The 22,771-nt window shown below is 70.0% G+C and carries 20 protein-coding genes; 7 read left to right on the top strand and 13 right to left on the bottom strand.

The genetic code is table 11. From position 1 onward, the window contains the following. Positions 1 to 13: 13 nt before the first annotated feature. Together ABDW59_RS02850 and ABDW59_RS02845 are read right to left on the bottom strand one after the other, a co-directional pair. Complete coding sequence (locus ABDW59_RS02850; RefSeq protein ID WP_343627911.1) at positions 14 to 610, bottom strand: ImmA/IrrE family metallo-endopeptidase; 597 nt, start codon at positions 608 to 610, stop codon at positions 14 to 16. A 215-nt stretch (positions 611 to 825) separates the two neighbouring features. Further along, on the bottom strand, positions 826 to 2,892 hold the full coding sequence (locus ABDW59_RS02845; RefSeq protein WP_343627910.1) for a UvrD-helicase domain-containing protein: 2,067 nt from the start codon (positions 2,890 to 2,892) through the stop codon (positions 826 to 828). 64 nt (positions 2,893 to 2,956) lie between these two features. Here ABDW59_RS02845 and ABDW59_RS02840 point away from each other — a divergent pair, with 64 nt between their 5' ends. After that, the gene (locus ABDW59_RS02840; protein WP_343627908.1) at positions 2,957 to 3,313 is read left to right on the top strand and encodes a DUF1304 domain-containing protein; all 357 of its coding nucleotides are present in this window, start codon (positions 2,957 to 2,959) and stop codon (positions 3,311 to 3,313) included. Positions 3,314 to 3,317: 4 nt separating this feature from the next. Here ABDW59_RS02840 and ABDW59_RS02835 read toward each other — a convergent pair whose 3' ends face one another. The 3 genes from ABDW59_RS02835 to ABDW59_RS02825 form a co-directional block, all read right to left on the bottom strand. Further along, on the bottom strand, positions 3,318 to 4,184 hold the full coding sequence (locus tag ABDW59_RS02835) for a transporter substrate-binding domain-containing protein (RefSeq protein ID WP_343627907.1): 867 nt from the start codon (positions 4,182 to 4,184) through the stop codon (positions 3,318 to 3,320). A gap of 49 nt (positions 4,185 to 4,233) precedes the next feature. Beyond that, positions 4,234 to 4,722 (bottom strand): hypothetical protein, encoded by a 489-nt coding sequence (locus ABDW59_RS02830; RefSeq protein ID WP_343627906.1) that lies wholly within the window; start codon positions 4,720 to 4,722, stop codon positions 4,234 to 4,236. 503 nt (positions 4,723 to 5,225) lie between these two features. After that, the gene (locus ABDW59_RS02825) at positions 5,226 to 6,365 is read right to left on the bottom strand and encodes a hypothetical protein (RefSeq protein WP_343627905.1); all 1,140 of its coding nucleotides are present in this window, start codon (positions 6,363 to 6,365) and stop codon (positions 5,226 to 5,228) included. Positions 6,366 to 6,442: 77 nt separating this feature from the next. Between ABDW59_RS02825 and ABDW59_RS02820 the strand changes: the two genes are divergently transcribed. After that, positions 6,443 to 8,953: a prolyl oligopeptidase family serine peptidase gene (locus ABDW59_RS02820; RefSeq protein ID WP_343627904.1), complete on the top strand. Its 2,511-nt coding sequence runs from the start codon at positions 6,443 to 6,445 to the stop codon at positions 8,951 to 8,953. Positions 8,954 to 8,968: 15 nt separating this feature from the next. Here the strand turns inward: ABDW59_RS02820 and ABDW59_RS02815 are convergent, their stop codons facing one another. From ABDW59_RS02815 to ABDW59_RS02805, 3 genes are read right to left on the bottom strand one after another with little or no spacing between them, the layout of a single operon-like run. Further along, the gene (locus ABDW59_RS02815; protein ID WP_343627903.1) at positions 8,969 to 9,844 is read right to left on the bottom strand and encodes a neutral zinc metallopeptidase; all 876 of its coding nucleotides are present in this window, start codon (positions 9,842 to 9,844) and stop codon (positions 8,969 to 8,971) included. Then, positions 9,816 to 12,041, bottom strand: a complete 2,226-nt coding sequence (locus tag ABDW59_RS02810) for an ATP-binding protein (protein ID WP_343627902.1) — start codon at positions 12,039 to 12,041, stop codon at positions 9,816 to 9,818. The genes ABDW59_RS02815 and ABDW59_RS02810 overlap by 29 nt, the downstream gene beginning before the upstream one ends. Positions 12,042 to 12,048: 7 nt before the next feature. Further along, positions 12,049 to 12,942, bottom strand: a complete 894-nt coding sequence (locus ABDW59_RS02805) for an ABC transporter substrate-binding protein (RefSeq protein WP_343627901.1) — start codon at positions 12,940 to 12,942, stop codon at positions 12,049 to 12,051. A gap of 205 nt (positions 12,943 to 13,147) precedes the next feature. On the opposite strand from ABDW59_RS02805, the gene ABDW59_RS02800 reads away from it, so the two are divergent. Further along, positions 13,148 to 13,765 (top strand): helix-turn-helix domain-containing protein, encoded by a 618-nt coding sequence (locus ABDW59_RS02800; RefSeq protein ID WP_343627900.1) that lies wholly within the window; start codon positions 13,148 to 13,150, stop codon positions 13,763 to 13,765. Positions 13,766 to 13,778: 13 nt separating this feature from the next. Further along, positions 13,779 to 14,486, top strand: coding sequence for a response regulator (locus ABDW59_RS02795; RefSeq protein ID WP_343627899.1), 708 nt, complete (start codon positions 13,779 to 13,781; stop codon positions 14,484 to 14,486). 8 nt (positions 14,487 to 14,494) lie between these two features. On the opposite strand, the gene ABDW59_RS02790 is transcribed toward ABDW59_RS02795, so the two are convergent. Both ABDW59_RS02790 and hemE read right to left on the bottom strand, forming a co-directional pair. Then, the gene (locus ABDW59_RS02790) at positions 14,495 to 16,618 is read right to left on the bottom strand and encodes a primosomal protein N' (RefSeq protein ID WP_343627898.1); all 2,124 of its coding nucleotides are present in this window, start codon (positions 16,616 to 16,618) and stop codon (positions 14,495 to 14,497) included. Between the two features lie 315 nt (positions 16,619 to 16,933). Continuing rightward, the gene (gene hemE / locus ABDW59_RS02785) at positions 16,934 to 18,040 is read right to left on the bottom strand and encodes a uroporphyrinogen decarboxylase (RefSeq protein ID WP_343627897.1); all 1,107 of its coding nucleotides are present in this window, start codon (positions 18,038 to 18,040) and stop codon (positions 16,934 to 16,936) included. A gap of 124 nt (positions 18,041 to 18,164) precedes the next feature. Between hemE and ABDW59_RS02780 the strand changes: the two genes are divergently transcribed. The 3 genes from ABDW59_RS02780 to ABDW59_RS02770 are packed head-to-tail and all read left to right on the top strand — an operon-like array spanning position 18,165 to position 20,450. Continuing rightward, positions 18,165 to 18,881 (top strand): LemA family protein, encoded by a 717-nt coding sequence (locus tag ABDW59_RS02780; protein ID WP_343627896.1) that lies wholly within the window; start codon positions 18,165 to 18,167, stop codon positions 18,879 to 18,881. A 10-nt stretch (positions 18,882 to 18,891) separates the two neighbouring features. Further along, positions 18,892 to 19,872, top strand: a complete 981-nt coding sequence (locus tag ABDW59_RS02775; protein WP_343627895.1) for a TPM domain-containing protein — start codon at positions 18,892 to 18,894, stop codon at positions 19,870 to 19,872. A 38-nt stretch (positions 19,873 to 19,910) separates the two neighbouring features. Further along, the gene (locus tag ABDW59_RS02770) at positions 19,911 to 20,450 is read left to right on the top strand and encodes a TPM domain-containing protein (protein WP_343628002.1); all 540 of its coding nucleotides are present in this window, start codon (positions 19,911 to 19,913) and stop codon (positions 20,448 to 20,450) included. Between the two features lie 52 nt (positions 20,451 to 20,502). Here the strand turns inward: ABDW59_RS02770 and ppk2 are convergent, their stop codons facing one another. The 3 genes from ppk2 to ABDW59_RS02755 all read right to left on the bottom strand — a co-directional run bounded on the left by ppk2 (position 20,503) and on the right by ABDW59_RS02755 (position 22,754). Beyond that, the gene (gene ppk2, locus ABDW59_RS02765) at positions 20,503 to 21,312 is read right to left on the bottom strand and encodes a polyphosphate kinase 2 (protein WP_343627894.1); all 810 of its coding nucleotides are present in this window, start codon (positions 21,310 to 21,312) and stop codon (positions 20,503 to 20,505) included. A gap of 44 nt (positions 21,313 to 21,356) precedes the next feature. Beyond that, positions 21,357 to 22,202 carry a D-hexose-6-phosphate mutarotase gene (locus tag ABDW59_RS02760; protein ID WP_343627893.1) on the bottom strand — a complete coding sequence of 282 codons (846 nt, stop codon included), beginning with the start codon at positions 22,200 to 22,202 and terminating at the stop codon, positions 21,357 to 21,359. Positions 22,203 to 22,337: 135 nt separating this feature from the next. Continuing rightward, positions 22,338 to 22,754 (bottom strand): F0F1 ATP synthase subunit epsilon, encoded by a 417-nt coding sequence (locus ABDW59_RS02755; protein ID WP_067066411.1) that lies wholly within the window; start codon positions 22,752 to 22,754, stop codon positions 22,338 to 22,340. Positions 22,755 to 22,771 lie beyond the last annotated feature (17 nt).

Genomic DNA, 22,771 nt, shown 5'->3' with positions numbered 1-22,771 from the left:
GCTCGGCACGGGCTCAGAGCGGACAGTGCCGCTCGATCTGCAGGATGCGCTCGCGCACGCAGGCCTCGGGCATCGCGAAGCCCTCGGACAGCCGCTTCACCGAAACCCAGCCCTCCTCCATCCCGCGCCGCAGCGCCGCCTCGGGCAGCAGCAGGGCCAGCGCGAAGCGGGTGGCCTCGCGCTCGATCACGGACTGACAGGTCGAGCCGAAGTGCTCGGGGATCTCGGGCGGCACGGCCAAATGGCCCAGCACGTGATGGCCGAGCGCATGCGCCGCCACCAGGCGCCGAGTCCATGGGTCCAGCGCGCGGTTGACCTCGATGACCGGCGCGCCGTCCAGGCGCAGCAGGCGGCCGTGATGGGCATACATCGGCTCCGCCCGCCCGCCGCGCTCGCGCACCTGAACGCCGGCGCCGTCGGTGAAGACGGCCAGGTTGAGCGGAGCGCCCTCCTCCTTCCAGAACTCGGTGAGCAGCGCGCTCGCGGCGGCGTCGATCTCGCGCAGCCGGGACTCGTCCAGCTCGACAGGGCGTCGTGGGGACGGTGGGAGGGGAGAAGACGAGACGGGGGACGGGTCGACGGATGGGGCGGACTTCGGAACGACGGACATCGCGGCACTCCTGGCGAGGCGCCGCCGCCGGCTCCCTCGGTGGTGGGGAGCGGCGGGCGCGCTTCAGAGGGAACGGATGCTAGGAAGCCGTTCGCGCCAGCGAAATGACTCGAACCAGTAAGAATCGTTCGGCGACGGTCGGTCGCCACGTCAAGGCCCACCCGTCAAGGCCCCCCTCAAAGCCGCCCGGTCAAGATCGGTTCAGCGCGGGCGGGCTAGCGCTCGTTCTTGGCGGCCTGCGCCTGCTTCTCCGCGGTGGCCGCGGCCTTGGCGGCCAGTTGCTCGCGCATGCGCTTGAGCTTCTCGCGTGGGTCTTCCTTGATGCCGCTCTCGTCGAGCTTCATCTCCGCGATGAAGCGGCTGGGCACGCCCACCACGGTCTCGCGATTCTTCTTGCGCCGGCGCAGCGTCGACACCGCCAGCGTCCGCCGCGCCCGCGTGATGCCCACGTACATCAGGCGCCGCTCTTCCTCGACACGCTGAGGCGTGAGCTCGTCGTTCTCCGCCTTGAACGGGAGCAGGCCCTCGTTCACGCCGGCCAGCATCACATGCGGCCACTCCAGGCCCTTGGACGCGTGCAGCGTCGTGAGCACGACCTGGTCCTGCTCCTCCTGACGCTCGGCCAACGACAGGATCACGCTAATCGTCTGCGCGACCTCCAGCAGCGATTGGCGCGGACTCTCGGTCGTGATGCCGCCGTCGGTGGAGATCTCTCCGCCGCAGCGCTTGGCGACCCAGTCGACGAAGTCCAGCACATTGCCCCAGCGGGCCTGCGCCACCTTCTCGTTCTCTTCCTGATCGATGAGGTACTGCTCGTAGCTGATGTCCTTGAGCCACTCCATCATCAGCGCCTTGCCCTCCTCGCCGCCGACGGCGTGCCGGGCGCGGTATTCGAGGTCGACCACGTAGCGGCCGAACTCGTGCAGCCCATGCAGCGCCTTGCTCGACAGCGTCGCCTTGAGCGACTCCGCGAACAGCGACTCGAACATGGACAGCTTCCACTTGGCGGAGAACTCGCTCAGGTGGCCCAGCGTCTGGTGACCGATGCCGCGCTTGGGCGTAGTGACCGCGCGCAGGAACGCGGGATCGTCGTCCTGGTTCACCAGCAGGCGCAGCCAGGCGCACAGGTCCTTGATCTCGGTGCGGTCGAAGAAGCTCTGGCCGCCGGAGACCTTGTACGGAATCTCGGCGCGGCGCAGCGCCTGCTCGAAGATGCGCGCCTGATGGTTGGCGCGGTAGAGGATGGCGAAGTCGGAGAACTTGGTCGTCGGGTGGTTCGCGCGGATGGACTGGATGCGGGCGACGGCGCGCTCGGCCTCGTGCTCCTCGCCGTCGGCCTCGATCAGGGTGATGGGATCGCCCTCGCCGAACTCGCTCCACAGCGTCTTCGGGAAGAGCTTGGGATTGCTGCCGATCACGTTGTTGGCCGCGCGCAGGATGGCGCTGGTGGAGCGGTAGTTCTGCTCCAGCGGAATGATCTTGAGCTGCGGGAAATCGACGGGCAGCTTCTTCAGGTTCTCGATGGTCGCGCCGCGCCAGCCGTAGATGGACTGGTCGTCGTCGCCCACGGCGGTGAACATCGCACGCTCGCCCACCAGGTACTTGAGCAGCTCGTACTGGACGGCGTTGGTGTCCTGGTACTCGTCGACCAGCACATAGCGCAGCATCTCCTGCCACTTGCCGCGCGCTTCCTCATTCGTCTGGAACAGCTTGAGCGGCATGCCGATGAGGTCGTCGAAGTCGACGGCCTGATACGCGGTCAGCCGCTCCTGATAGCGCTGCATGACGACGGCGGCGGCGCGCTCCATGTCGTCCTTGGCGTAGGCCAGCGCCTGCTGCGGGCTGAGGTTCTGGTTCTTCCACAGCGAAATCGTCCATTGCCAGGACTTGGCGGTCGCCGCGTCGGTCGTGCCGCCAGCGTCGCGCAGCACGGACAGCACGTCGTCCGAATCCAGGATGGAGAACTGCTCCTTGAGCCCGAGGTGGCGGCCGTCCTCGCGCAGGATCCGCACGCCCAGCGAGTGGAACGTGGAGATCAGCAGCTCCGAGCCCGCCTTATTGCCCACCAGGTGCTTGGCGCGCTCGCGCATTTCCTGCGAGGCCTTGTTCGTGAAGGTGATCGCGGCGATGTTCTTCGGGCGGTAGCCCTCAGAGAGCAGCTTGGCGATCTTCTGCGTGATCACGCTGGTCTTGCCCGAGCCCGCGCCCGCGATCACCAGACAGGGACCCGCGAGGTGATGCACGGCCGCCAACTGGGCCGGATTGAGCGTGGTCTTGGACATGGCGCGTAAGGGACAGGGAACTTCGAGGCGGCCGAAGATGATAGCGGGACGTACAGTGCGAACCATGAACACAGCTGCCCACATCGTCGTCGCCCTCGTGGCCCTGATCCACGTCTACATCCTGGTGCTGGAGATGTTTCTCTGGACCACGCCCAAGGGCCGCAAGGCCTTCGGCCTGACGCCGGAGTTCGCCGAGGCGACGAAGGTGCTGGCCGCCAACCAGGGGCTGTACAACGGCTTCCTGGCGGCGGGCCTGATCTGGGGGCTCGTGCTGGGCGCGGCTGGCGGTCCGGTGAAGATTTTCTTCCTGGCCTGCGTGCTGGTGGCCGGGCTGTATGGGGCCGCGACCGCGAGCCGCAAGATCCTCTTCATCCAGGCCCTCCCCGCGGCGCTCGGACTGGCGCTGACGCTGGCCGCTTGAGGCCTCAGTCCGGCAGGTTGACGCCCCGGCGGGCGGCCATCTGCTGGAGCTCGCCGGACTGCCGCAGCCGCTGCATGCCGGCATCGATCAGCGCTTGCCAGCCCGCGCCGGCCGCGTCGGTGCCGAAGGCGAAGTGCCCGCGCAGCTGTGCGAACGGCGGGGCGCACAGGGCCACCTGATCGCTCAGGCCGAGTTCCTGGATCACCGGCTCCGAGTTGCGCTGATTGGCCGCGATCAGGTCGAGGCGGCGCGCCTGAAGCATCCGCAGCGCGGTGTGGAGGTCGCGCACCGGTGTGACGTCGAGCGCGGCGCGCGCCTGCTCGAAGCGCTCGCCGTAGACCCAGCCCTGCACCGAGCCGATGCGCAGCGAGCGCAGCGCGTGGAAGTCACCCCACCAGAGGCCCTCCTCCCGGCGGCGCGCATAGAACACCAGCGAGTCCTCGTAGAAGGCTTGGCGTGAGAAGCGCATCTGGCGCTCGCGCTCGGGCGTGCGGTAGGGGCCGATGAGGATCTGCGCCGGACCGCGCTCGATCATGGACTGGGCCCGCAGCCACGGGTAGAGCGCGTAGCGCGGCTGGTAGCCGGCGGGGATCAGGATCGCGTCCAGCAGGTCGACTGCCAGGCCCTGCGGCTTGCCCTCGGCCGCGCCGCGCGACGAGGAAGCGGGCTCGAAGAGCTTGGCGAAGGTCGTGCCGACGATGCTCACCGGACCGGATCGGGGCAGGGCCGCGCCTTTGGCGGTCGCGGACGCTGGCGGCGCGGTGGCCGATGAGGCGGCGGTCGGCTGGGCCGTCGTGCGACTCGGCACGCCGAGGGTCAGCGCCGCGAGGGCGGCCTGACGGAGCAGCAGTTGGCGGCGGTCGGCGTCCATGAAGGGCCCGATGATAGGCGCGCCAGGAGCGCCGTCCAGGGGAGGGAAGTCACCGGGGCAGGACCACGGAGGGCGCCTTGGCCGCGCCGGCTTCCGGCAGCGGGCCGGGCACGAACACGGGGGCGCGGATGGGGTCGCGGCCGATGTCCTCGCCGTAGGAGCCGTGCACCGCGAAGGCGGCCATCAGGACGTCCTGCACCTCCATCATCTCGGTGTGCGGGGGCGACGAGCCGCCGTTGAAGTAGACCTTGGGGTCGCCCACGCCCAGGCCGCGCAGGGCGTACATCCGCGGCCCGACACGGGCGCAGAACTGGTCCTCGAACTGGCTGCCCATCAGCGAGGGCAGGCGCACCAGGTAGTTGCCGCTGGCGGCGTCCACCGCCCATCGCTCGGCCAGGCGGACCCAGCGCGATCCCTTGGGATCGTTGCAGGTCTCCAGCGCGTTGCGCAGCCAGGCGGAACACTCCGGATCGGTCAGGGTGTCGCGCCGGCAGGCCTGCCAGTCCTCGGCCGTCATCGGCTTCATCTCGAATTTCACTGCGCCATCTCCTCGCCGGCCCCTGCCGGTCGTCACGTCGGGCAGGCATGCTGGCAGCGGGACGGCCCTCGGACAATCCGCCTGAAATGGCGCGCGGGTGGCTTCTCTTTGCGGAAGGATGCGCGGATGTTGTGGATTCGTCTGGTCGCTGCGAGAGCGTGGTGACGGTGAACTAGCTTGTGCGAGTCGGTGAGGGGCGGGAGTCAGCCACCTATCGCGCCGGATGCACTGGTCAAGGGGGTCGCGAGCGCTTGTCGACGATTTGGGGGGATGCGAGGGGGGAGACGCGTCATCCTGGTGTCAGGACCCCGAAGACCCTCTCCCCCGCCCTCTCCCGCAAGCGGGAGAGGGAGTCACTCGTGGCTCTCGAAAAAAGAAGCGGGTGAGAGAGTCACTCGGGCAGCGACCGAGGCTGCCCGCAACGACGCTCGGTGCGGTACTGCCCCCTCTCCCGCTTGCGGGAGAGGGTGGGGGAGAGGGTCTTCCGGGACCGTCGCAGCAACTCAGCTGCGCAACAGCATCCACAGCACGACGCCGGCCAGGGCCAGCACCAGCGCGATCCCGGCGATGCGCTCCGCGATGGAGGCGGCGGGCAGCGTCGTCGTCGACGGCTCGTCGTCCTCCAGCGGCGGCGGGGGTGGCAGCGGCGCGGGCGCCGATGCCGGACCGGCCGCTGGGGCCGACCCGCCCGCGTCGCTCGTACCCGACGTCACCGCAGGCACCGCGTCGATCCAATCACGCACCGCCTGGGCCAGCAACTGCCGATCGGTGAACGAGCGCCCGTCCATCATCGCCCGGTCCAGCAACTGATCCAGGCTCTCGCGCTGCGCGGCCGTCAGCGACAGCCAGGACTGCAGCGAGGCCACCGGCGTGGTGCCGGGCTCGACCTCGTCCAGGCCCAGGTCCTCGGCGCCCTCGCGGCGTGGCAACCGGCCGTTGACCAGCAGCCCCAGCAGGCGTCCCAGCGCGTAGGTCTCGCCATGCGCATCGGGACGCGCACCGGCGCGCTGTCGCGTCGCGGCAAGCGGCTCGGCGGCGCGCACCAGCGCCACCGGCGCCTGGCTGTCCGTCGGCGCCAGGCCTTGCCCCAGCCAGTGCAGCTGCTGCGCCGGGCTCAGCCATAGCGTGCCGGGGTCCAGCTCGTGCAGCACCAGCCCCTGCTCGTGGGCCAGATCCAGCATCTCGATCAGATCGAGCAACAGCTGCATGCGCCGCTTCAGCGGCAGCGCCATGGCCACGCGCAGCAAGGGCGCGCCGTCCATCGCGGGCACGATCAGATAAGGGAGTCCCGACGGGCTCAGCCCGCTGTCCAGCGGCGCACCGTAGGCGGGATGGGTGAAACGGGACAGCGCGTCCGAGTCCTCGGCGAAGCGCATCAGCACGGCCTGCGCGTCCGACTCGTGGCGATAGACCAGCGCCAAGCCCGTCTGCGCCGCGGCCATGCCGTGCTCGACGCGATACCAAGTCCCGGAGCCGCAGTCGAAAAGCGCCGCGCTGACGCGCCAGACGCCCAGCCGATCACCGACCACCGGCAGCGCGGCGGGCGCGCGGACCGGACCGTCGCCCGACCCGGCGAAGCCGTGCGGGCCGGTCGGATCGTGCGGATCACGCGCGTCGGCGTGCGGGGCGAACGGCTCGGTCATGGCCGCGGATCCTAGCGCAGCGATACTTCCGGCAACGCGCCCACGTGCCGCCAAAGCGGCCCATACCCCGCAAGCCAATGGTCCGTCCGTCCTCCCCGCTCCCGTCCCCGACCCCGTCTCCGGCGACATCGGCCCGCGCGGCCGACCCGATCGGCGACGCCTTCCAGGCCGTCGGGCGCGCGGGACGCATCAGGGCCGTGCAGGCCTTCGCGGTGATCGCGGCGCTGAGCGCCGCCCTGTCCGCGCCCGGCGCGACGGCCGCGCCCTCCCCCTACAAGCAGCCCTCCCCCGCGATCCGCGATCTGCTGGACGCGCCCGCGCTGCCGCGCCTGCTCGTGTCCCCGGACCGGCAGACGCTGGCACTGGTCGAGCAGCGGCGCTACACGCCGCTGGAGGAGCTCGCCCGGCCGGGCCTGCGGCTGGCGGGCGCGCGCTTCGATCCGCGCAACGCCACGCAGCAGAACCTCAGCGCCGTGCAGCGCGTGCGCCTGCGCCCGTTGCTGGAGCCTGACGCCACCGAGCGCGACGTCGAGCTACCCGCCGGCGGCACCTGGCACAACTTCGTCTGGGCGCCGGACGGGCAGCGCTTCCTGCTCTCCCGCCGCACCGAAACGGCCGACGAACTCTGGGCCGGCTCGACCTCCAACGGCCAGCTCTGGCGCATCTACAACGTGCGTCTGAACAACGCCATCGATGCGGACGACATGGCCTGGCTCAACCCGCGCGAGGTGGTGGTGCTGACCGTGCCCGACAACCGCGGCAGCCTGCCCAGCCGCGCGCAGACCGGCCCGGCGATCCAGGAGACGCATGGCAAGGCCTCGCCCGAACGCACCTATCCCGACCTGCTGCGCAACCCGCGCGACGAGGACCTGTTCGAGTACTACGCCCGCTCGCAGCTGACGCTGGTCGACATCGCCAGCGGCCAGAGCCGCGACCTGGGCACGCCAGGCCTGTTCACCAGTGTCTCCAGCGTCGGCAACGGCCAGGCGCTGCTCACCGAGCGGCTGATCCGCCCCTTCAGCTACAACCTGACCTTCGACGACTTCCCCACCGTCGTCGAGGTGCGTCAGCGCGACGGCAAGCTCATCCGCGAGCTGGCCAAGATGCCGCTCAAGCAAGGCGTGGCCATCGACGGCGCGCTGCCCGGCCCGCGCGTGTTCTATCCGTCGCCAACCAAGGACGCCGCGATCTACTGGGTCGAGGCGCTCGACGGCGGCAACCCGGCGGTGCGCGCCAGCTTCCGCGACCGCGTCATGCGCCTGGATCCCCCCTACACCGGCGATCCCTTCGAGGTCCAGCGCATGCCGTATCGCTTCACGCGGCTGCGCTTCCTGGACGACGGCGTCCACGGCCTGCTGACCGAGGAGGACCGCAGCCGCGGCTGGACGCGCACCTACCTGCTGCCGCTGCGCGGCACGCAGAGCCGGCTCCTGTTCGAGCACTCGGTGCGCGAGCGCTACCGCCATCCCGGCAACCCATTCATGCGCACGCTGCCGAACGGGCATCTGGTCGCGCAGACCCTGGATGGCGCGCTGCTGCTGACGGGCCAGGGCGCGAGCCCCAAAGGCGATCGGCCCTTCCTGGACAAGCTCTCGCTGGGCGGTCTGACGGTGCAGCGGCTGTTCCAGTCGGCCGACGGCGTCTACGAGCAGCCGGTCGCGCTGCTCGACGATCGCAAGCTGATCACGCAGCGCGAGGCCGAGCACGAGCCGCCCAATCTGGTCGCGCGCGAGAACGGCAAGCCGCCGATCGCGCTCACCAAGATCAAGGATCCGCTGCCGCTGCTCAAGGGCGTGCGGCGCGAGCTGGTGACCTTCAAGCGCAGCGACGGCGTCGAGATGTCGTTCTGGATGTACCTGCCGCCGGATCAGCGCGAGGGCGAGCGCCGACCCGCGCTGGTGTGGGCGTATCCGCTGGAGTTCAACGACGCCGCGATCGCCGGTCAGCTGAGCGGCTCACCGGGCCGGTACATGAGCTTCAGCGGCATCAGCCCGCTGAACCTGCTGATGGATGGCTACGTCGTGCTGATGGACGCGACCATGCCGGTGGTGGGGGACGCGCGCAACATGAACGACAGCTTCATCGAGCAGATGACGATGAATGCGCGCGCGATCCTGGACAAGGCCGAGGACCTGGGCACGGTGGATCCCAAGCGCGTCGCGATCGGCGGCCACAGCTACGGCGCCTTCATGGCGGTGAATCTGCTGGCGCACACCAAGCTGTTCCGCTGCGGCATCGCGCGCAGCGGCGCCTACAACCGCACGCTGACGCCTTTCGGTTTCCAGAGCGAGCGCCGCTCCCTCTGGGACGCGAAGGACATCTATCTGAAGCTGTCCCCCTTCCTCTTCGCCCAGCAGATCAAGGAGCCCTTGCTGCTGATCCACGGCGAGGCCGACAACAACAGCGGCACCTTCCCGATGCAGAGCGAGCGCCTGTACCAGGCCCTGGCCGGGCTGGGAGGAACCGCCCGCTACGTCCTGCTCCCCTTCGAGGCGCACGGCTACGCCGCGCGCGAGTCCGCGGGCCAGGTGCAATGGGAAATGAGCCAATGGCTCAAGGGATGCCTGGGCGATTCCCGCCAGAACTGATCAAGGGGCCACCGCTCACAGCTGCTTCACCGAGAAGGTATCGCAGTCCCTCATATCGCCCTGGGAGAGCCCGCGCTTGAACCAGCGTTGGCGCTGCTCGCTGGTGCCGTGGGTGAAGCTTTCCGGCACCACCGCCCGTCCCGCGCCGCGTTGCAGCGTGTCGTCCCCGATGCGCGAGGCCGCATTGAGCGCCTCATCGATGTCGCCGGCTTCCAGCCAGCCCTTGGACTGCTGCGAATGCTGCGCCCACACTCCGGCGAAGCAGTCGGCCTGAAGCTCGACCCGCACGCTGACCGCATTGGCTTGTTTTTCCGACATGGTGCGCCGCGCCGCGTCGACCTTGTCGGAAATCCCGAGCAGATGCTGCACGTGATGTCCGACCTCATGCGCGATCACGTAGGCCTGCGCGAAGTCACCCGGCGCGCCCAGCCGATCCCGCAGCGTCTGATAGAAGCTGAGGTCGATGTAGACCTTGGAATCGCCGGGGCAGTAGAACGGCCCCATCGCCGCCGCGCCGGTGCCGCAGGCCGTCGCCTCGCGTCCGGTGAAGAGCCGCAGCGTGGGCGCCTGATAGTCGCGGCCGTTGGCGCGGAAGATGCCGGTCCAGACGTCCTCGGTATCGGCCAGCACCACGCTCACGAAGCGGGCCGGCTCATCCTGCGGATGGGTCGGGGCGACCTCGCGAGGTCCCGGCGCGGTCTGGACGGTGCTCCCGTCCAGCGCGCTCAGCACCGTGAGCGGATTGATCCCGAAGGCCCAGGACGCCAGCAGCGCCACCACGATGCCGCCGATGCCGATGCCGCGTCCGCCGATCGGCAGGCCGCCGCCCCCGCCGCCTCCGTCGCGCGCGTCCTCGACGTTGTCACTCTCGCGCTGGCCTTCCCATTTCATCCTGGACTCCTGAGCTGTCCGTCAGAGACAAGGTTGAAGCATCGCACGGCGGCAGCAGCAAATGGAACTCCGCCCCCCCACCTTCACGGTTGGACGCATACAGCTGACCGCCGTGCAGCGCCACGATGCGCCGGCTGATCGGCAGCCCCAGCCCGGTCCCGCCGGAGCCGTCCTTGGTCGCGCTCGACTGGACGAAGGCATCGAAGATGCGCTCGAGCTCGTCCTCCGGGATGCCCGGCCCGCGGTCCGCGACGCACAGGTGCAGCGCCCCGTCCGGCTCGCGCCGTCCGCGCAGCTCGATGGTCCCACCCTGCGGCGCGAACTTGATCGCATTGGCCAGCACATTCCGCACCGCCTGCTGCAGCCGCAGCGGATCCGCGCGCGCGGGCAGCGCCTCGGGCATGTCGACCGCCAGGCTCAACTGCCGCTTCGCGGTCAGCGGCGTGAGCTCCCGCAGCACCGCGCCGACCGGCTCGCGCAGATCCAGCGGACGCAACTCCAGCGTCCCGACCTTGCTGTCGAGCTTGGCCGCCTCCAGCAGATCGTTCACCAGCGCCAGCATCCGCTGCCCCGAGCCGTGGATGTCCGCGAACATCGCCCGCAGTCGCTCCTGCTCGCCGCTGCGGGCGATGCCCAGTTCCGAGAAGCCGAGGATGGACTGCAGCGGCGTGCGCAGCTCATGGCTGATGTTGGCGAGGAACTCCGCCTTCGTGCGCGCGCTCTCCTCCGCCGCGTCACGCGCCTGACGGGTCAGCCGCTCCGCGGCCGAGCGCTCGGTGATGTCGACCGCGCTGCCCGCATAGCCGAGCAGCTCGCCATCGCGCCTGAGCGGCACCACCGCGATCTGATAGCGGCGCGGCGCGCCCTCGCCGTTGCGGATGGTCGCCTCCACACCGCGCACGCCGTCATCGGCGTCGAAGAGCGCGGCCACCGCCTCGCGATCGGCGGGCTCGGCCAGATCGGCGAGCTGCCGTCCCACCGCCTCGTCCGGGCGACCGCGATGCAAGGTCGTCCAGCGCGCGTTCACGAAGGTCAGCGTCCCGCCGGGATTGGTCCGGAAGATCACCTCCTGCACGCTCTTGAGCAGCACCCGCATGTCGCGCTCGCGATCGGCCAGCTGCTCATGCGCGCCCTCCAGCGCCTCCATCGCTTCGGCCCGCGCCTGCAGGCTGCGCCGCACCGTCGCGGTCGCTGCCACGATCAACGCCAGCGCCACCGCGCCGATCAGCAGCAGCCAGCGCAGTCCCGCATGCCAGCCTGCGAGGACCTCGTCCAGCGACTGCTCCACGCCGACGATCAGCGGCCGCCGGCTGGACGCGCGGAAAGCGACGACCAGTTCGCCCGGCAGCGCGCCGGTGCCGAGGTAGGTGCCGTGCTCGCGCCCGCGGCGCAGTGCGTCGAAGGCCGGGTGGCCGTCCAGCCGTTGGCCGGGCAGCTGATGCAGGGTCTCCATCGCCGCGAGCAGCTGCCCATCGGTCGACGCCAGCCACGCCGCGCTGCGGCCCGTCGGCAGCGCGCGCTGCTGCACCTGCGCCAAGGCGTCCGGATTGATCAGCGCCAGCAGCCAACGTGGATCGCGATCTCTCGGGCCCTGCACGACGCCGGCCGGCGACGAGGCCGCGCTGGACGGCGCATCCGGCGGCGCGGGCAGCTGCAAGAGCATCGGCAGCATGCTCACCGCTGTCGCGCCCCGCGGCTGACGACCGCGCGCCAGATCGGCCAGCCCGCGCCCGGGCCGCAAGGGCAGCAGCAGATCGCGATCCGGTCCCGGCAAGCGGCCGAAGTCGTCGAGCGGGATCTCCAGCCCCACGTCCTGCGCATCGGTACTCGTCAACACCCGGCCACGCGCGTCGAGCAGCGCCACCGCGCGGATGAACGGCAGCCCGACCAGCACATGATTGAAGTGCTCGCCCAGGTGCTCTTCCTCGTCGCGATGACCGGACGCATCGGCGCCGCGCGCCAGTCCGTCGCCCAGCGCATGCAGCGACAAGGAGGCCGTCTCGATGGTGCGGCTCGCATCGGCCTCCAGCACCTGCGCCAGCAGCGCGCCGCGCGTGCGCGCCTCCTCGATCGCCTCCTGACGCCCGACCCAGGCCGGTCCGACCAGCGCCGCCAGCGTCCCCAGGGTCAGCGTCACCCCCGCCCACAGCGCGGCGCGGCGCAGGCGTTGAAGCGATCGGACGGCGGGACCCAGCATCGCGGTCTCAGGGCACGACGATGGCGCTCAGGCCATGGCGCGCGGCGGCTTCACGCAGACGTCCGTCGCGCTTGATGCGGGCGACGAAATCGTCCATCCGCGCCAGCCAGGCCGGGTCGCCGCGCTTGACCGCGTAGGCATAGGGCAGCACATGGAAGGGCTTGGGCGGCGCCACCAGCGTCGCCCAGTCCGCGTTGTCCAACAGCCGCCGGCTGTAGGGATAGTCGGTCATGAACACATCGGCCCGGCCCGATTCCAGCTCCCGCTCGCGCGTGCCCGGCGGATGCACCACCAGCAGCTTGGCGCGGCGCAGTTCGGCGCGCATCACCGGCTCCATGAACGTGCCGGCCTGCACCGCCACCACGACGCCGGCCTGATCGATGTCCTCCCAGCGCTTGACCACGCGGCTGGCGCGCATGGTGATGGCATAGATGTCGCTCTGCAGATAGGGCTGGGTGAAGGCCAGCGCCTCGCGCCGCTGCGGCAGCACGCCGACCGCGAACATCGCCACGTCGCAGCGGTCCCCGTCCAGATCGGCGACCACGCGCGGGAACGAGGACTCGACATAGCGCAGCCGCACGCCCAGCTCCTTGGCCAACTCGTTGGACAGGTCGATGTCGATGCCGCTGAGGGTTTCGTCGCGCGGATGGCGGTAGGTCACGCCGTAATACTCGGGCCAGATGCAGACCCGGAGCACCCCGGCGGACTGGATGCGCTGCAGCGTCGGTCCGGCCTCCGGTTTTGCCGACTTGGCCGGCTCGGCCCGCGCCGGTCCCGTGAGCGTGAGCGTGAGCATCAGGGCCATCGCTCCCGTGGCGATCGCCGTGAGCGACGCGATCGACGCCCGCCTCGCCGGCGCGCGCGTGCGGCCCCAAAGGCCGGCGCGGCGTTTGCCGCTCATGGGAACAGACAGGGTCATCGCATCTCCTCGGCCCCGGATTGCACCAGAGATCCGTATCTCGCACTTCGCGGGAACTCCGAATGCCCGTCGTTTGTCACGCCGAATATCAGTTTTAGCGCTTATAAATGGGGAGATCACCCACCTGTACATCTGGGAAATTCGGCAAAATCGACCTATGACTGCTATTGCCCGCACCCCTGACGATATGCAAGAGGATTTCAGCACGCGCGAAGTCGCGCAGCGCCTCGGCATGGCCGTCCGCTCGGTGCAGCTGATGGTGGACCGCGGCGAGCTGCAAGCCTGGCGCACGCCGGGCGGCCATCGCCGTATCTTGCGCAGCTCCCTGGACGCCTGGCTGACCGGGCGCGGGCTGGCGCCGACCAAGCCGGCCGATCTGACGCCGCTTGATGGATCGCCGCGCCGGCTCAAGGCGCTCCTGATCGAGGATTCCGTCCATTACCAGAACCTGGTCTCGCTGCTGGCCCAGCAGGAGTATCCCGACCTGGACCTGCATACCGCCAACGACGGGATCGGTGGCCTCGTCATGTATGGGCAACTGCAGCCCGAAATCCTGCTGGTGGACATCCTGCTGCCCGGTATCGACGGCGCGGCGTTGGTGACCAGCCTGCGCTCGCAGCCGCAGTTCGCGAGCAGCGAGCTGATCTTCGTCACCGCGCTGGACGAGCAGCAGCGCGCGCCCTACGCCTTCGCGCTGGCCGGCCTGCCGCTGGTGCACAAGCCGCGTCTGGTGACCGATCTGCCGCCGCTGTTGGGCGCCGCGATCCAGCGTATCCGCGCCCGCCAGCCCCAGGCCGCCGCCTGACATGGGGGTCCGCGTGCGCGTCCTCCTGGTGGAGGATGACCCCACCTTGCAGCGTTTCGTCGCGATGGCCCTGGAGGAGGACGACGTCCGCCTGCAAGCCTGCATCTCCGTCGACGAAGCCCTGCTCGCGCTGGCGACCCAACGCTTCGATCTCGTCATCAGCGACCTGATGCTGCCGGGCCGTCACGGGCTGGATCTGCTGCAAACGCTGCACAAACGGCCGGAACTCCGCGCCGGGGCGCGGCTGGCGGTCTTCAGCGCCGGCATCAATCCCGCCGTGCGCGAGCAGCTGGAAGCGCTGGGCGTGACGCGGTTCCTGTCCAAGCCCTGCTCGCTGGCGGACCTGCAATCCTGCCTGGACGGTCTGCGCGACGCGCCGCCCAGCGCCGCCACGCCGTCCATCCATCAGGCGGCGATCGAGCAGTACTTCGGCGGCAACGCCGCGCTGTACCAGGCCTTCCTGGCCCGGGCACGCGTGCAGTTCCCCAACGACATCGCCAACGGCCGCAAGGCCTGGGAACGCGGTGAGCACGACAAGCTGCGCCATCTGGCCCACAGCCTCAAGAGTGTGCTTCTGACGCTGGGTCACACCGAGGCGGCCGCGGTCGCGCGTCAGCTGGAGCTCGACGCCCAACAGGCTGCCGCCGGATCCGACGCGGCCGACGAGGCCGTCCGCGCCGCTTGGCCGGTGCTCGAGGACGCGCTCGCCAAGCTGCTCTGAGCGATCGATCAGATCGCCAGCGGATCCACGTCCACCGCCCAGCGCGTCAGGCCCTTCTGACGGCGCTTGAGCGCGTGCAGATCCTGCATCCATTCGCGCAGGAAGCGCTGCAGCTGCGTACGGTTGCCGGCCTCGATCAGCATCTGGAAGCGCTCGACATTGGCCACCCGCGCCATCGACATCGGCACCGGCGGATAGATCACCAGCCCCAGCGACAGCGGCAGCGCCCGCGCGGCCCGCTCCGCCGCGACGAGGAAGTCGCGCGCGGCCTCGACGGTCCGGCCCTCCGCCCGCACCAACGCCAGATGCGCGAACGGCGGAAGATTGGCCGTCGTGCGCTCACGCAGCAGCGCGCCGGCGAAGGCCTCGTAGTCGTGCTGGCCCAGCGACTGGTAAAGCGGGTGATCCGGGTACCAGGTCTGGATCCACATCTCGCTGGTCGAGGCCTGGGCGGCGTCGCGCCCGGCGCGACCGCCGACCTGCATCAGCAGCGAGAACAGCCGCTCCGGCGCGCGGAAATCGCTGCTGAACAGCGCATCGTCCGGGTTCACCGCCGCCACCAGCGTGATGCGCCGGAAGTCGTGACCCTTGGCGATCATCTGCGTGCCGACCAGGATGTCGACCTCGCCCTCATGCACCGCCGCGAGCTGCTCTTCCAGGCTGCCCTTGAGCTTGGTCGTGTCCGCGTCGATGCGGGCCACCCGAGCGCCCGGCAGCGCGGCGGCGAGCTGCTCCTCCAGCCGCTCGGTGCCGCGACCCAGCGGCGCGATGTCGGGATTGCCGCAGGACGGGCAGGCGCGCGGCACCCGCTGCGACACGCCGCAATGGTGGCAGCGCAGGGTGCGGTCCTCCTTGTGGAAAACCTGATGCGCGCTGCAGTTCGGGCAGTCGCTCTTCCAGTTGCACTGGTCGCAATGCAGCACGGGCGCATAGCCGCGGCGGTTGAGGAAGACCAGGCTCTGCTCCCCGCGCTCCAGCCGCTTGCGCAGCGCGTCCAGCAGCGGCACGGACAGCGCCGTGGTCACGCCCTTCTTGCGCTCGAGCCGGTTCATGTCGAAGAGCCGGACCTGCGGCAGTGCGCCGCCGCCGATGCGTTCGGTCAGGTCCACGCGCCGATAGCGGCCGCCCAGCGCGTGCTGCCAGCTCTCCAGCGACGGCGTCGCCGAGCCCAGCACCACGGGGATCTTCTCCAGATGACCGCGGTACACGGCCAGATCGCGCGCCGAGTAGCGCGCCCCGTCCTGCTGCTTGTAGGACGGGTCGTGTTCCTCGTCGACGACGATCAACCCCAACCGCGGCATCGACGCGAACACCGCCAGCCGCGTCCCCAGCACCAGCTGCGCGCGCCCCAGGTGGGCGGCCAGCCAGTTCTGCAGGCGCCGAACCGGCGTCAGCCCGCTGTGCAGCGAGACGATGGAGCGCCCGACGAAGCGTTCGGCGAAACGCGCCTCCAGCTGCGGCGTCAGATTGATCTCGGGCACCAGGACGAGCACCTGCTGGCCGCGTTCGAGGGCGGCCTCGGCGGCGCGCAGATAGATCTCGGTCTTGCCGCTGCCGGTCAAACCCCAGAGCAGCGAGGGGATCGGCGACGCGGAAGCGGCCTCGGCCGAGAGCGCGTCCAGCGCCCGCTGCTGCTGCGCGGTGAGCGCGGGTCGAGCCGGCTCCGCCAGCGGCGCGTCCGCGGCGGCCTTCGCGGCGGCGGCGTCCGCCTTGTCCAGCTTTTTCAGCCGCGCCTGCAGCTGGGCGCCGTCCAACTCTCGCAGCGTCTTGGGCAGGACCGACAAGGCCAGCTCGCCCACGCTGCGCTGGTAATAGCTGGCCGCGAAGTCCAGCAGACGCCGCCAGGCCGACGAGAGCGGCGGCAGCGCGTCCAGCGCCTCGCCCACCGGGCGCAACTCCGATTCGGGGAGCAGGTCGTCCTCGTCCACTTGCCCGGGCGGCAGCGGATCCCACACCAGCCCCATCACGTCGCGCGAGCCCAGCGTCACCTGCACCAGGGTGCCCGGGGTCAGGTCTTGCGGCCCCAGGTAATCCAGCGGCCCGGTCAGGCCGCTGTGCTGCGGCGCCTCCACGGCGACGCGCACGCGGCATGAGGAAGCCGCGCCAAGTGCCTGATTTCCAAGGGTGTTCACGACGGGGGTCGTCAGTCTGTGGATAACTTTGTGGGAAACGCCCGGGGTTTTCCGCCTCCGGGCCGATTGGCGCCGCGTGGGCCCGCCGGCGTCAAATTCCGGGGAAACCTGTAGTCCCCTTTGAAATCAATCACTTACGCGCCCATCGGGGAAAGCCCTAGCGGCGGCCGACCGCATGTGCTGCATTTCGGTGACAAGCACGGATTTGGGGATAACTGGAATCGGGCCGAACATTTTTCACGCTGGCGCGGGGCTCGGACAAGGCCAGATCGGCGCCCATTCCCAGCCGAATCCCCGTCGAGTCCCAGCCCGATCTCAAGCCGCTTTCGAGGTCCCGGCCTCGCGCAGTGCGCGAGAGTGCCGGTGCACCTCGTCGACCAGCTCGGCGACGCTTTCCGGCGGCGTGAACTGGCTGATGCCGTGGCCCAGGTTGAAGACGTGGCCGCCCCACTGGCCGTCCGCGCGCAGCGGATGGCCGAAGCTGTCCAGCACCGCGCGGGCCTGCTCGCGCACCGCGGCCGGCGGCGCGAACAGCACGTTGGGGTCGAGGTTGCCTTGCAGCGCGACGCGGTCGTTCAGCTGCGCGCGGGCGCGCCCCAGATTGACCGTCCAGTCCAGGCCGACGACATCGGCGCCGGCATCGGCGATCTCTTCCAGCCACAGGCCGCCGCCCTTCGTGAAGAGCAGGCGCGGGATGCGCTGTCCCTCATGCTCGGACTTCAGCTGCGCCAGCACCCGGCGCGAGTAGGCCAGGCTGAACTGCTGGAACTGGCCGTCGGCCAGCACGCCGCCCCAGGAGTCGAAGATCATGACCGCCTGGGCGCCCGCCTCGATCTGCGCGTTCAGATACGCGGCGACAGCATCGGCGTTGATCTCGAGGATGCGATGCATCAGATCCGGGCGCGCGTACATCAGGCTCTTGACCTGGCGGTAATCGTCGGAGCCGCCGCCCTCGACCATGTAGCAGGCCAGGGTCCACGGGCTGCCGGAGAAACCGATCAGCGGCACGCGGCCGTCCAGCGCGCGGCGGATCGAGCTGACCGCGTCGAAGACGTAGCGCAGCTTGTCCATGTCGGGCACGGCCAGCGCCTTCACCGCGGCCTCGTCGCGCACGACCTTCTCGAACTTCGGGCCCTCGCCCTGCGCGAACGACAGGCCCAGACCCATCGCGTCGGGCACGGTCAGGATGTCGCTGAAGAGGATGGCCGCGTCCAGCGGATAGCGCTCCAGCGGCTGCAGCGTGACCTCGGTCGCGTAGTCCTTGTTGGTGGCCAGGCCCATGAAGCTGCCGGCCTTGGCGCGGGTGTCGCGGTACTCGGGCAGGTAGCGGCCGGCCTGGCGCATCAGCCAGACAGGCGTGTAGTCGGTGGGCTGGCGCAGACAGGCGCGCAGGAAGACGTCGTTTTTCAGAGGGGCGCTCATGGGCGGCGATTATCCTCGGGGTCGTCGGACACCCGGCGGCGGCAGATCGATGCGGTCAAGCCGGTGTTCCCTTGAAAATGCCCGTGCCGCCAACCATATGCCGGCACACATGGAGGACCCGTCGATGACCACGACCCTGAAGACATCCAAGCCCGTCGCCGCTCGTTGGCTGTCGTCGACCCGCGCGCTCGCGGCGTCGGCGCTGATCGTGGGCGCCCCGCTGGCGCTCAGCGGCTGCGGCTACAACGAATTCCAGAGCCTGGACGAGCAGGTCAACGCCAGCTGGTCCGAGGTGCTGAGCCAGTACCAGCGCCGCGCCGACCTGATCCCCAACATCGTCAACACGGTCAAGGGCGAGGCCGGCTTCGAGCAGGAGACCCTGACCAAGGTCGTCGAGGCGCGCGCCAAGGCCACCAGCATCCAGGTCACGCCCGAGCTGGCGCGCGACCCGGCGGCGCTGCAGAAGTTCCAGGCCGCGCAGGGCGAGCTCTCCGGCGCGCTGAGCCGGCTGCTGGTCGTCAGCGAGCAATATCCGAACCTGAAGGCCAACCAGGGCTTCCAGGATCTGCGCGTGCAGCTGGAGGGCACCGAGAACCGAATCACCGTGGCCCGCAACCGCTACATCAAGGCGGTGCAGGACTACAACGTGCTGACGCGCCGCTTCCCGAGCAACCTGACGGCCAAGATGTTCGGCTACGACGTCAAGCCCAACTTCACCGTGCAGAACGAGGCGCAGATCTCCGCGCCCCCGACGGTCAATTTCGACAAACCGGCTGCTCCGGCGACGACGGCACCGACGCCCGTGGCCCCTGCCCCGGCAGCCTCGCCGGCCTCGCGCTGAGGACGCGCGCATGACCTGGCACCGGCCAGCCGGCGCGCTGCTGCGGACCTGGGCGCTGATGCTGCTGGGCGTGCTGATGCTCGGCGGCCTGGTGCCGCGGGCGCGCGCGCAGGACGTGCAGGCGGTGCCCGCGCTCAACGGGCGCGTCGTCGATCAGACCGGCACGCTGAATGCGGCGCAGAAGCAGGCGCTCGAAACCAAGCTCGCCGCGTTTGAGCGCGAGGCGGGTCCGCAGATCGTGATCCTGATGGTGCCGACCACGGCGCCGGAGGACATCGCCGCTTACGCCCAGCGTGTCGGCGACAGCTGGAAGATCGGCCGGCGCGATGTGGGCGACGGGCTGCTGATCGTCGTCGCGAAGAACGATAGACGCGTCAACATCCAGACCGCCAAGGCGCTGGAAGGCGCCGTGCCGGACCTGGCCGCGCGCCAGATCATCCAGCGCGACATCGGCCCCGCGTTCAAGGCCGGCGATTTCGCGGGCGGCTTGAATCGCGCGGTGGACTCGCTGCAGGCGCGCATCCGCGGCGAGCACCTGCCCGCGCCGGTACAGACCGCCAAGCCCGCGCGAGGTCCCGGCATCGACATCGGTGAGATCGCGATGCTCGCCTTCATCGGCGTGCCGCTGGCCGGTGCGCTGCTGACGGCCATGTTGGGCCGCAAGCTCGGCAGCGTCGTCACCGGCATGGGCGCCGGCGCCGTCGGCTGGACGCTCAGCGGCAGCCTGCTGCTGGGCATCGGCGCGGCAGTCGGCTCGCTGATCCTCGTCGGCTTGCTGGGCATCGGCGCGGCGCGCCGGAGCAATCCCAATTCCCCGTACTCGAACTACCGGCGCAGCGCCCACGGCCGCGGCGGCGTCGTGCCGCCCATCATCTGGGGCGGCGGCGGTGGAGGCGGTGGCGGCTGGAGTGGCGGCGGCAGCGACGGCGGCGGGTTCTCGTCCGGCGGCGGTGGCGACTTTGGCGGCGGCGGCGCGTCGGGAGACTGGTGATGACGAACTCCACGCCGCAATCGCAATCGCATCCCCCGATGCCGCCGCAAGCGCCGGCCAAGCGCGGCGTGATCGCGCGGCTTCGTCGCTTCCTGCGTCATCGCTTCTGGGATGAGGCCGACGTGCGGCGCGTGCTGCCCGCAGCGGCGCTGGCGCGGCTCTCCGCGCGCGTCACCGAGAGCGAGCTCAAGCACGGCGGCGAGATCCGCCTGTGTGTCGAGGCCTCGCTACCGATCAGCTATCTCTGGCGCCATGCGCCGGCGCGCGAGCGGGCGCTGGCGCTGTTCGGCAAGCTGCGCGTCTGGGACACGGAGCGCAACAACGGCGTGCTGATCTATCTGCTGCTGGCCGAGCACGCGATCGAGATCGTCGCGGACCGCGGCCTGAACCGGCGTGTGGACGCGGCGCAATGGCACGCGGTCGTCGACGGGCTGGGGCGCTCCCTCAAGGCCGGTCAGTTCGAGCAGGGCCTCATCCAAGCGGTGCGGGCGGTCGAGGGCCTGCTCGCCGAGCACTTCCCGCCCGATCCGTCGGCGCCGCCGCGCAACGAGCTGCCGGACGCGGTCGTCGTGATCTGAGGGCGGCCCTTGCCGCCGATCCAATCGCCGAGCCGAGCCGAGCCGAGGGCGATCACACCGCCGGATCGATCGGCTTGAGCTTCCAGCCGAAATGCTCTTTCTTCGCCTTGCGGGTGAGCGGCGGAAACTCGATCTCCTTGGGCGGGACGCTCACATCGGGCAGGTGGTCCAACAGATGGCGGATCAGCGTGAGCCGGCCGCGACGCTGATCGTTGAAGTCGACCAGGGTCCAGGGCGTGTGCTTGCTGTGTGTCGCTTCGAGCATGCGGTCGCGGGCGCGGCCGTAGTCCTCGTAATGCTCGCGCGATTCCAGGTCGATGGGCGACAGCTTCCAGCGCTTGAGCGGATCGATGGCGCGTTCGGCGAAGCGCTCCTCCTGGAGGGCCTGGTCAACGGTCAGCCAGTACTTGAACAGCAGCAGGCCGTCGTCGACGAGCAGGCGCTCGAAGGTGGGGACCTGCTTGAGGAAGGCGTCGACCTGCTCGGGCGTGCTGAAGCCCATGACGGACTCGACGCCGGCGCGGTTGTACCAGCTGCGGTCGAAGAGCACGATCTCGCCGGCGGCGGGCAGGTGCTGGACGTAGCGCTGGAAGTACCACTGGCCGAGCTCGCGCTCGCTGGGCTTGCCCAGCGCGACGGTCCGGCACTGGCGCGGATTGAGCGTCTCCGAAATCGCGCTGATCACGCCGCCTTTGCCGGCGGTGTCGCGCCCTTCGACCAGGATCAGCAGGCGCTTGCCGGTGTGCTGCAGCCAGCGGGCCAGGTTGTTGAGCTCGACCTGGAGCGGGAGCAGACGGTCGTAGTAATCGGCCTTGGAGAGCTTGCTCTGCTTCGCGCGCTTGTCGGACTTCTTGTCGCCCATGCTGGCTCCGTCGGTGGTGGACGGGGCAGCTTAACTCGGGAAGCTCAGAGCAAGACGATGGTCTGCAGACCGGCCCAGGTCTCCCCGGGTGCGAGCTCGATCGGGCGCAGCGCCTGCGCGGCCTCGACGCAGAGCATCTCCTTCCAACCGCCCTGCGGCATGTCCACGAGCGCGTCGCCCTTCTCCTGGCCGGGATTCCAGATCACGGCGTCGGCGAAGCCCTGCTGCCAGATGGCCAGGCGGCGTTCGCCGTCACGCAGGGTCAGGTCATGCCTGATGTCCTGATAGATGCGGTCCATCTCCCCATCCAGGCGCAGCAGGTCCTCATGCTGCGTGCCGGCGCGCTCGATGGTCGAGTCCCAGTAGGCCAGGCCCGACAGCCCCTGCAGCGAGGCCGACATGTATTGCGTCAGCCGCAGATAGGTGTGCAGCGCGGCGGTGAAGGACAGCGGTGCGTCGCCGCGGTTCTCGCAGGCGAGCTCCATTTCCAGCGCGCGGCCGGAGATGCGGACGCTGATCTCGGCTTCGAAGGCGTGCGGCCAGACCATGCGGGTGGCGCCGTCGTCGGTCAGGCGCAGCACGGCCAGCGCGTCATCCTTGCCCGACTCGGCGCTCACCAGCTGCCAGGGCTTGCCGCGCGCGAAGCCGTGGCGCTGCAACGGGCCGCGGGTCGCAAACTGCGGAAAGATCACCGGCACGCCGCCGCGCACGGCCTGGCCCGTCGCGAAGGCGCTCTTGGGGGACAGATAGAGCTGCTCGTCGGCGCCGGCGGGGATCCAGGACACCAGATGCGCGCCGTGCAGCAGCAGCGTCGCGCGGGCGCCGTCCGGGGCGCGGAGTTCGATGGCCTCAAGGCCCTGGTGACGGGTGATGGAGATCGGAGTGCTCATGCTGGTGGTGGCGGGCCGCAGGCCGATCCGGCGGCGCAAATGAGAAACGGCAGGCGTGCGGGGTGCACGGCCTGCCGTCGATTGTCGTCGCGGGAGCGGGCTCGCCGTCGCGAGTCCACTCCGCGCGGGCGGGGTTCAGCGCTTGGCGCGGAACTTCCGCAGCGCGGCGATCTGCGCGGCCATGGCCGCGAACTCGCTTTGCGCCTTGGCGAAGTCGATGTCGCTCTTGGCGTTCTTCATCGCGTCCTCGGCCGCCTTCTTGGCGGCTTCGGCGCGGGCCTCGTCCAGGTCCTTGCCGCGGATCGCGGTGTCGGCCAGGACGGTCACGACGTCGGGCTGCACTTCCAGCAGGCCGCCGGCGACGAAGACGAATTCCTCTTCGCCGTCCGGGCGCTTGATGCGCACGGCGCCCGGCTTGATGCGGGTGATCAGCGGGGTGTGCTTGGGCATGATGCCCAGCTCACCGCCTTCGCCCGGCAGCGCCACGAAGCTCGCCTCGCCCGAGAAGATCTGCTCTTCCGCCGAGACCACGTTCACGTGGATGGTTGCCATTGCGTTTCCTTAATCGA

This window comes from Roseateles sp., from assembly GCF_039595295.1.
In the GTDB taxonomy this organism is placed as follows: domain Bacteria; phylum Pseudomonadota; class Gammaproteobacteria; order Burkholderiales; family Burkholderiaceae_C; genus Roseateles.
This window is presented reverse-complemented; position numbering and strand designations above follow the sequence as displayed.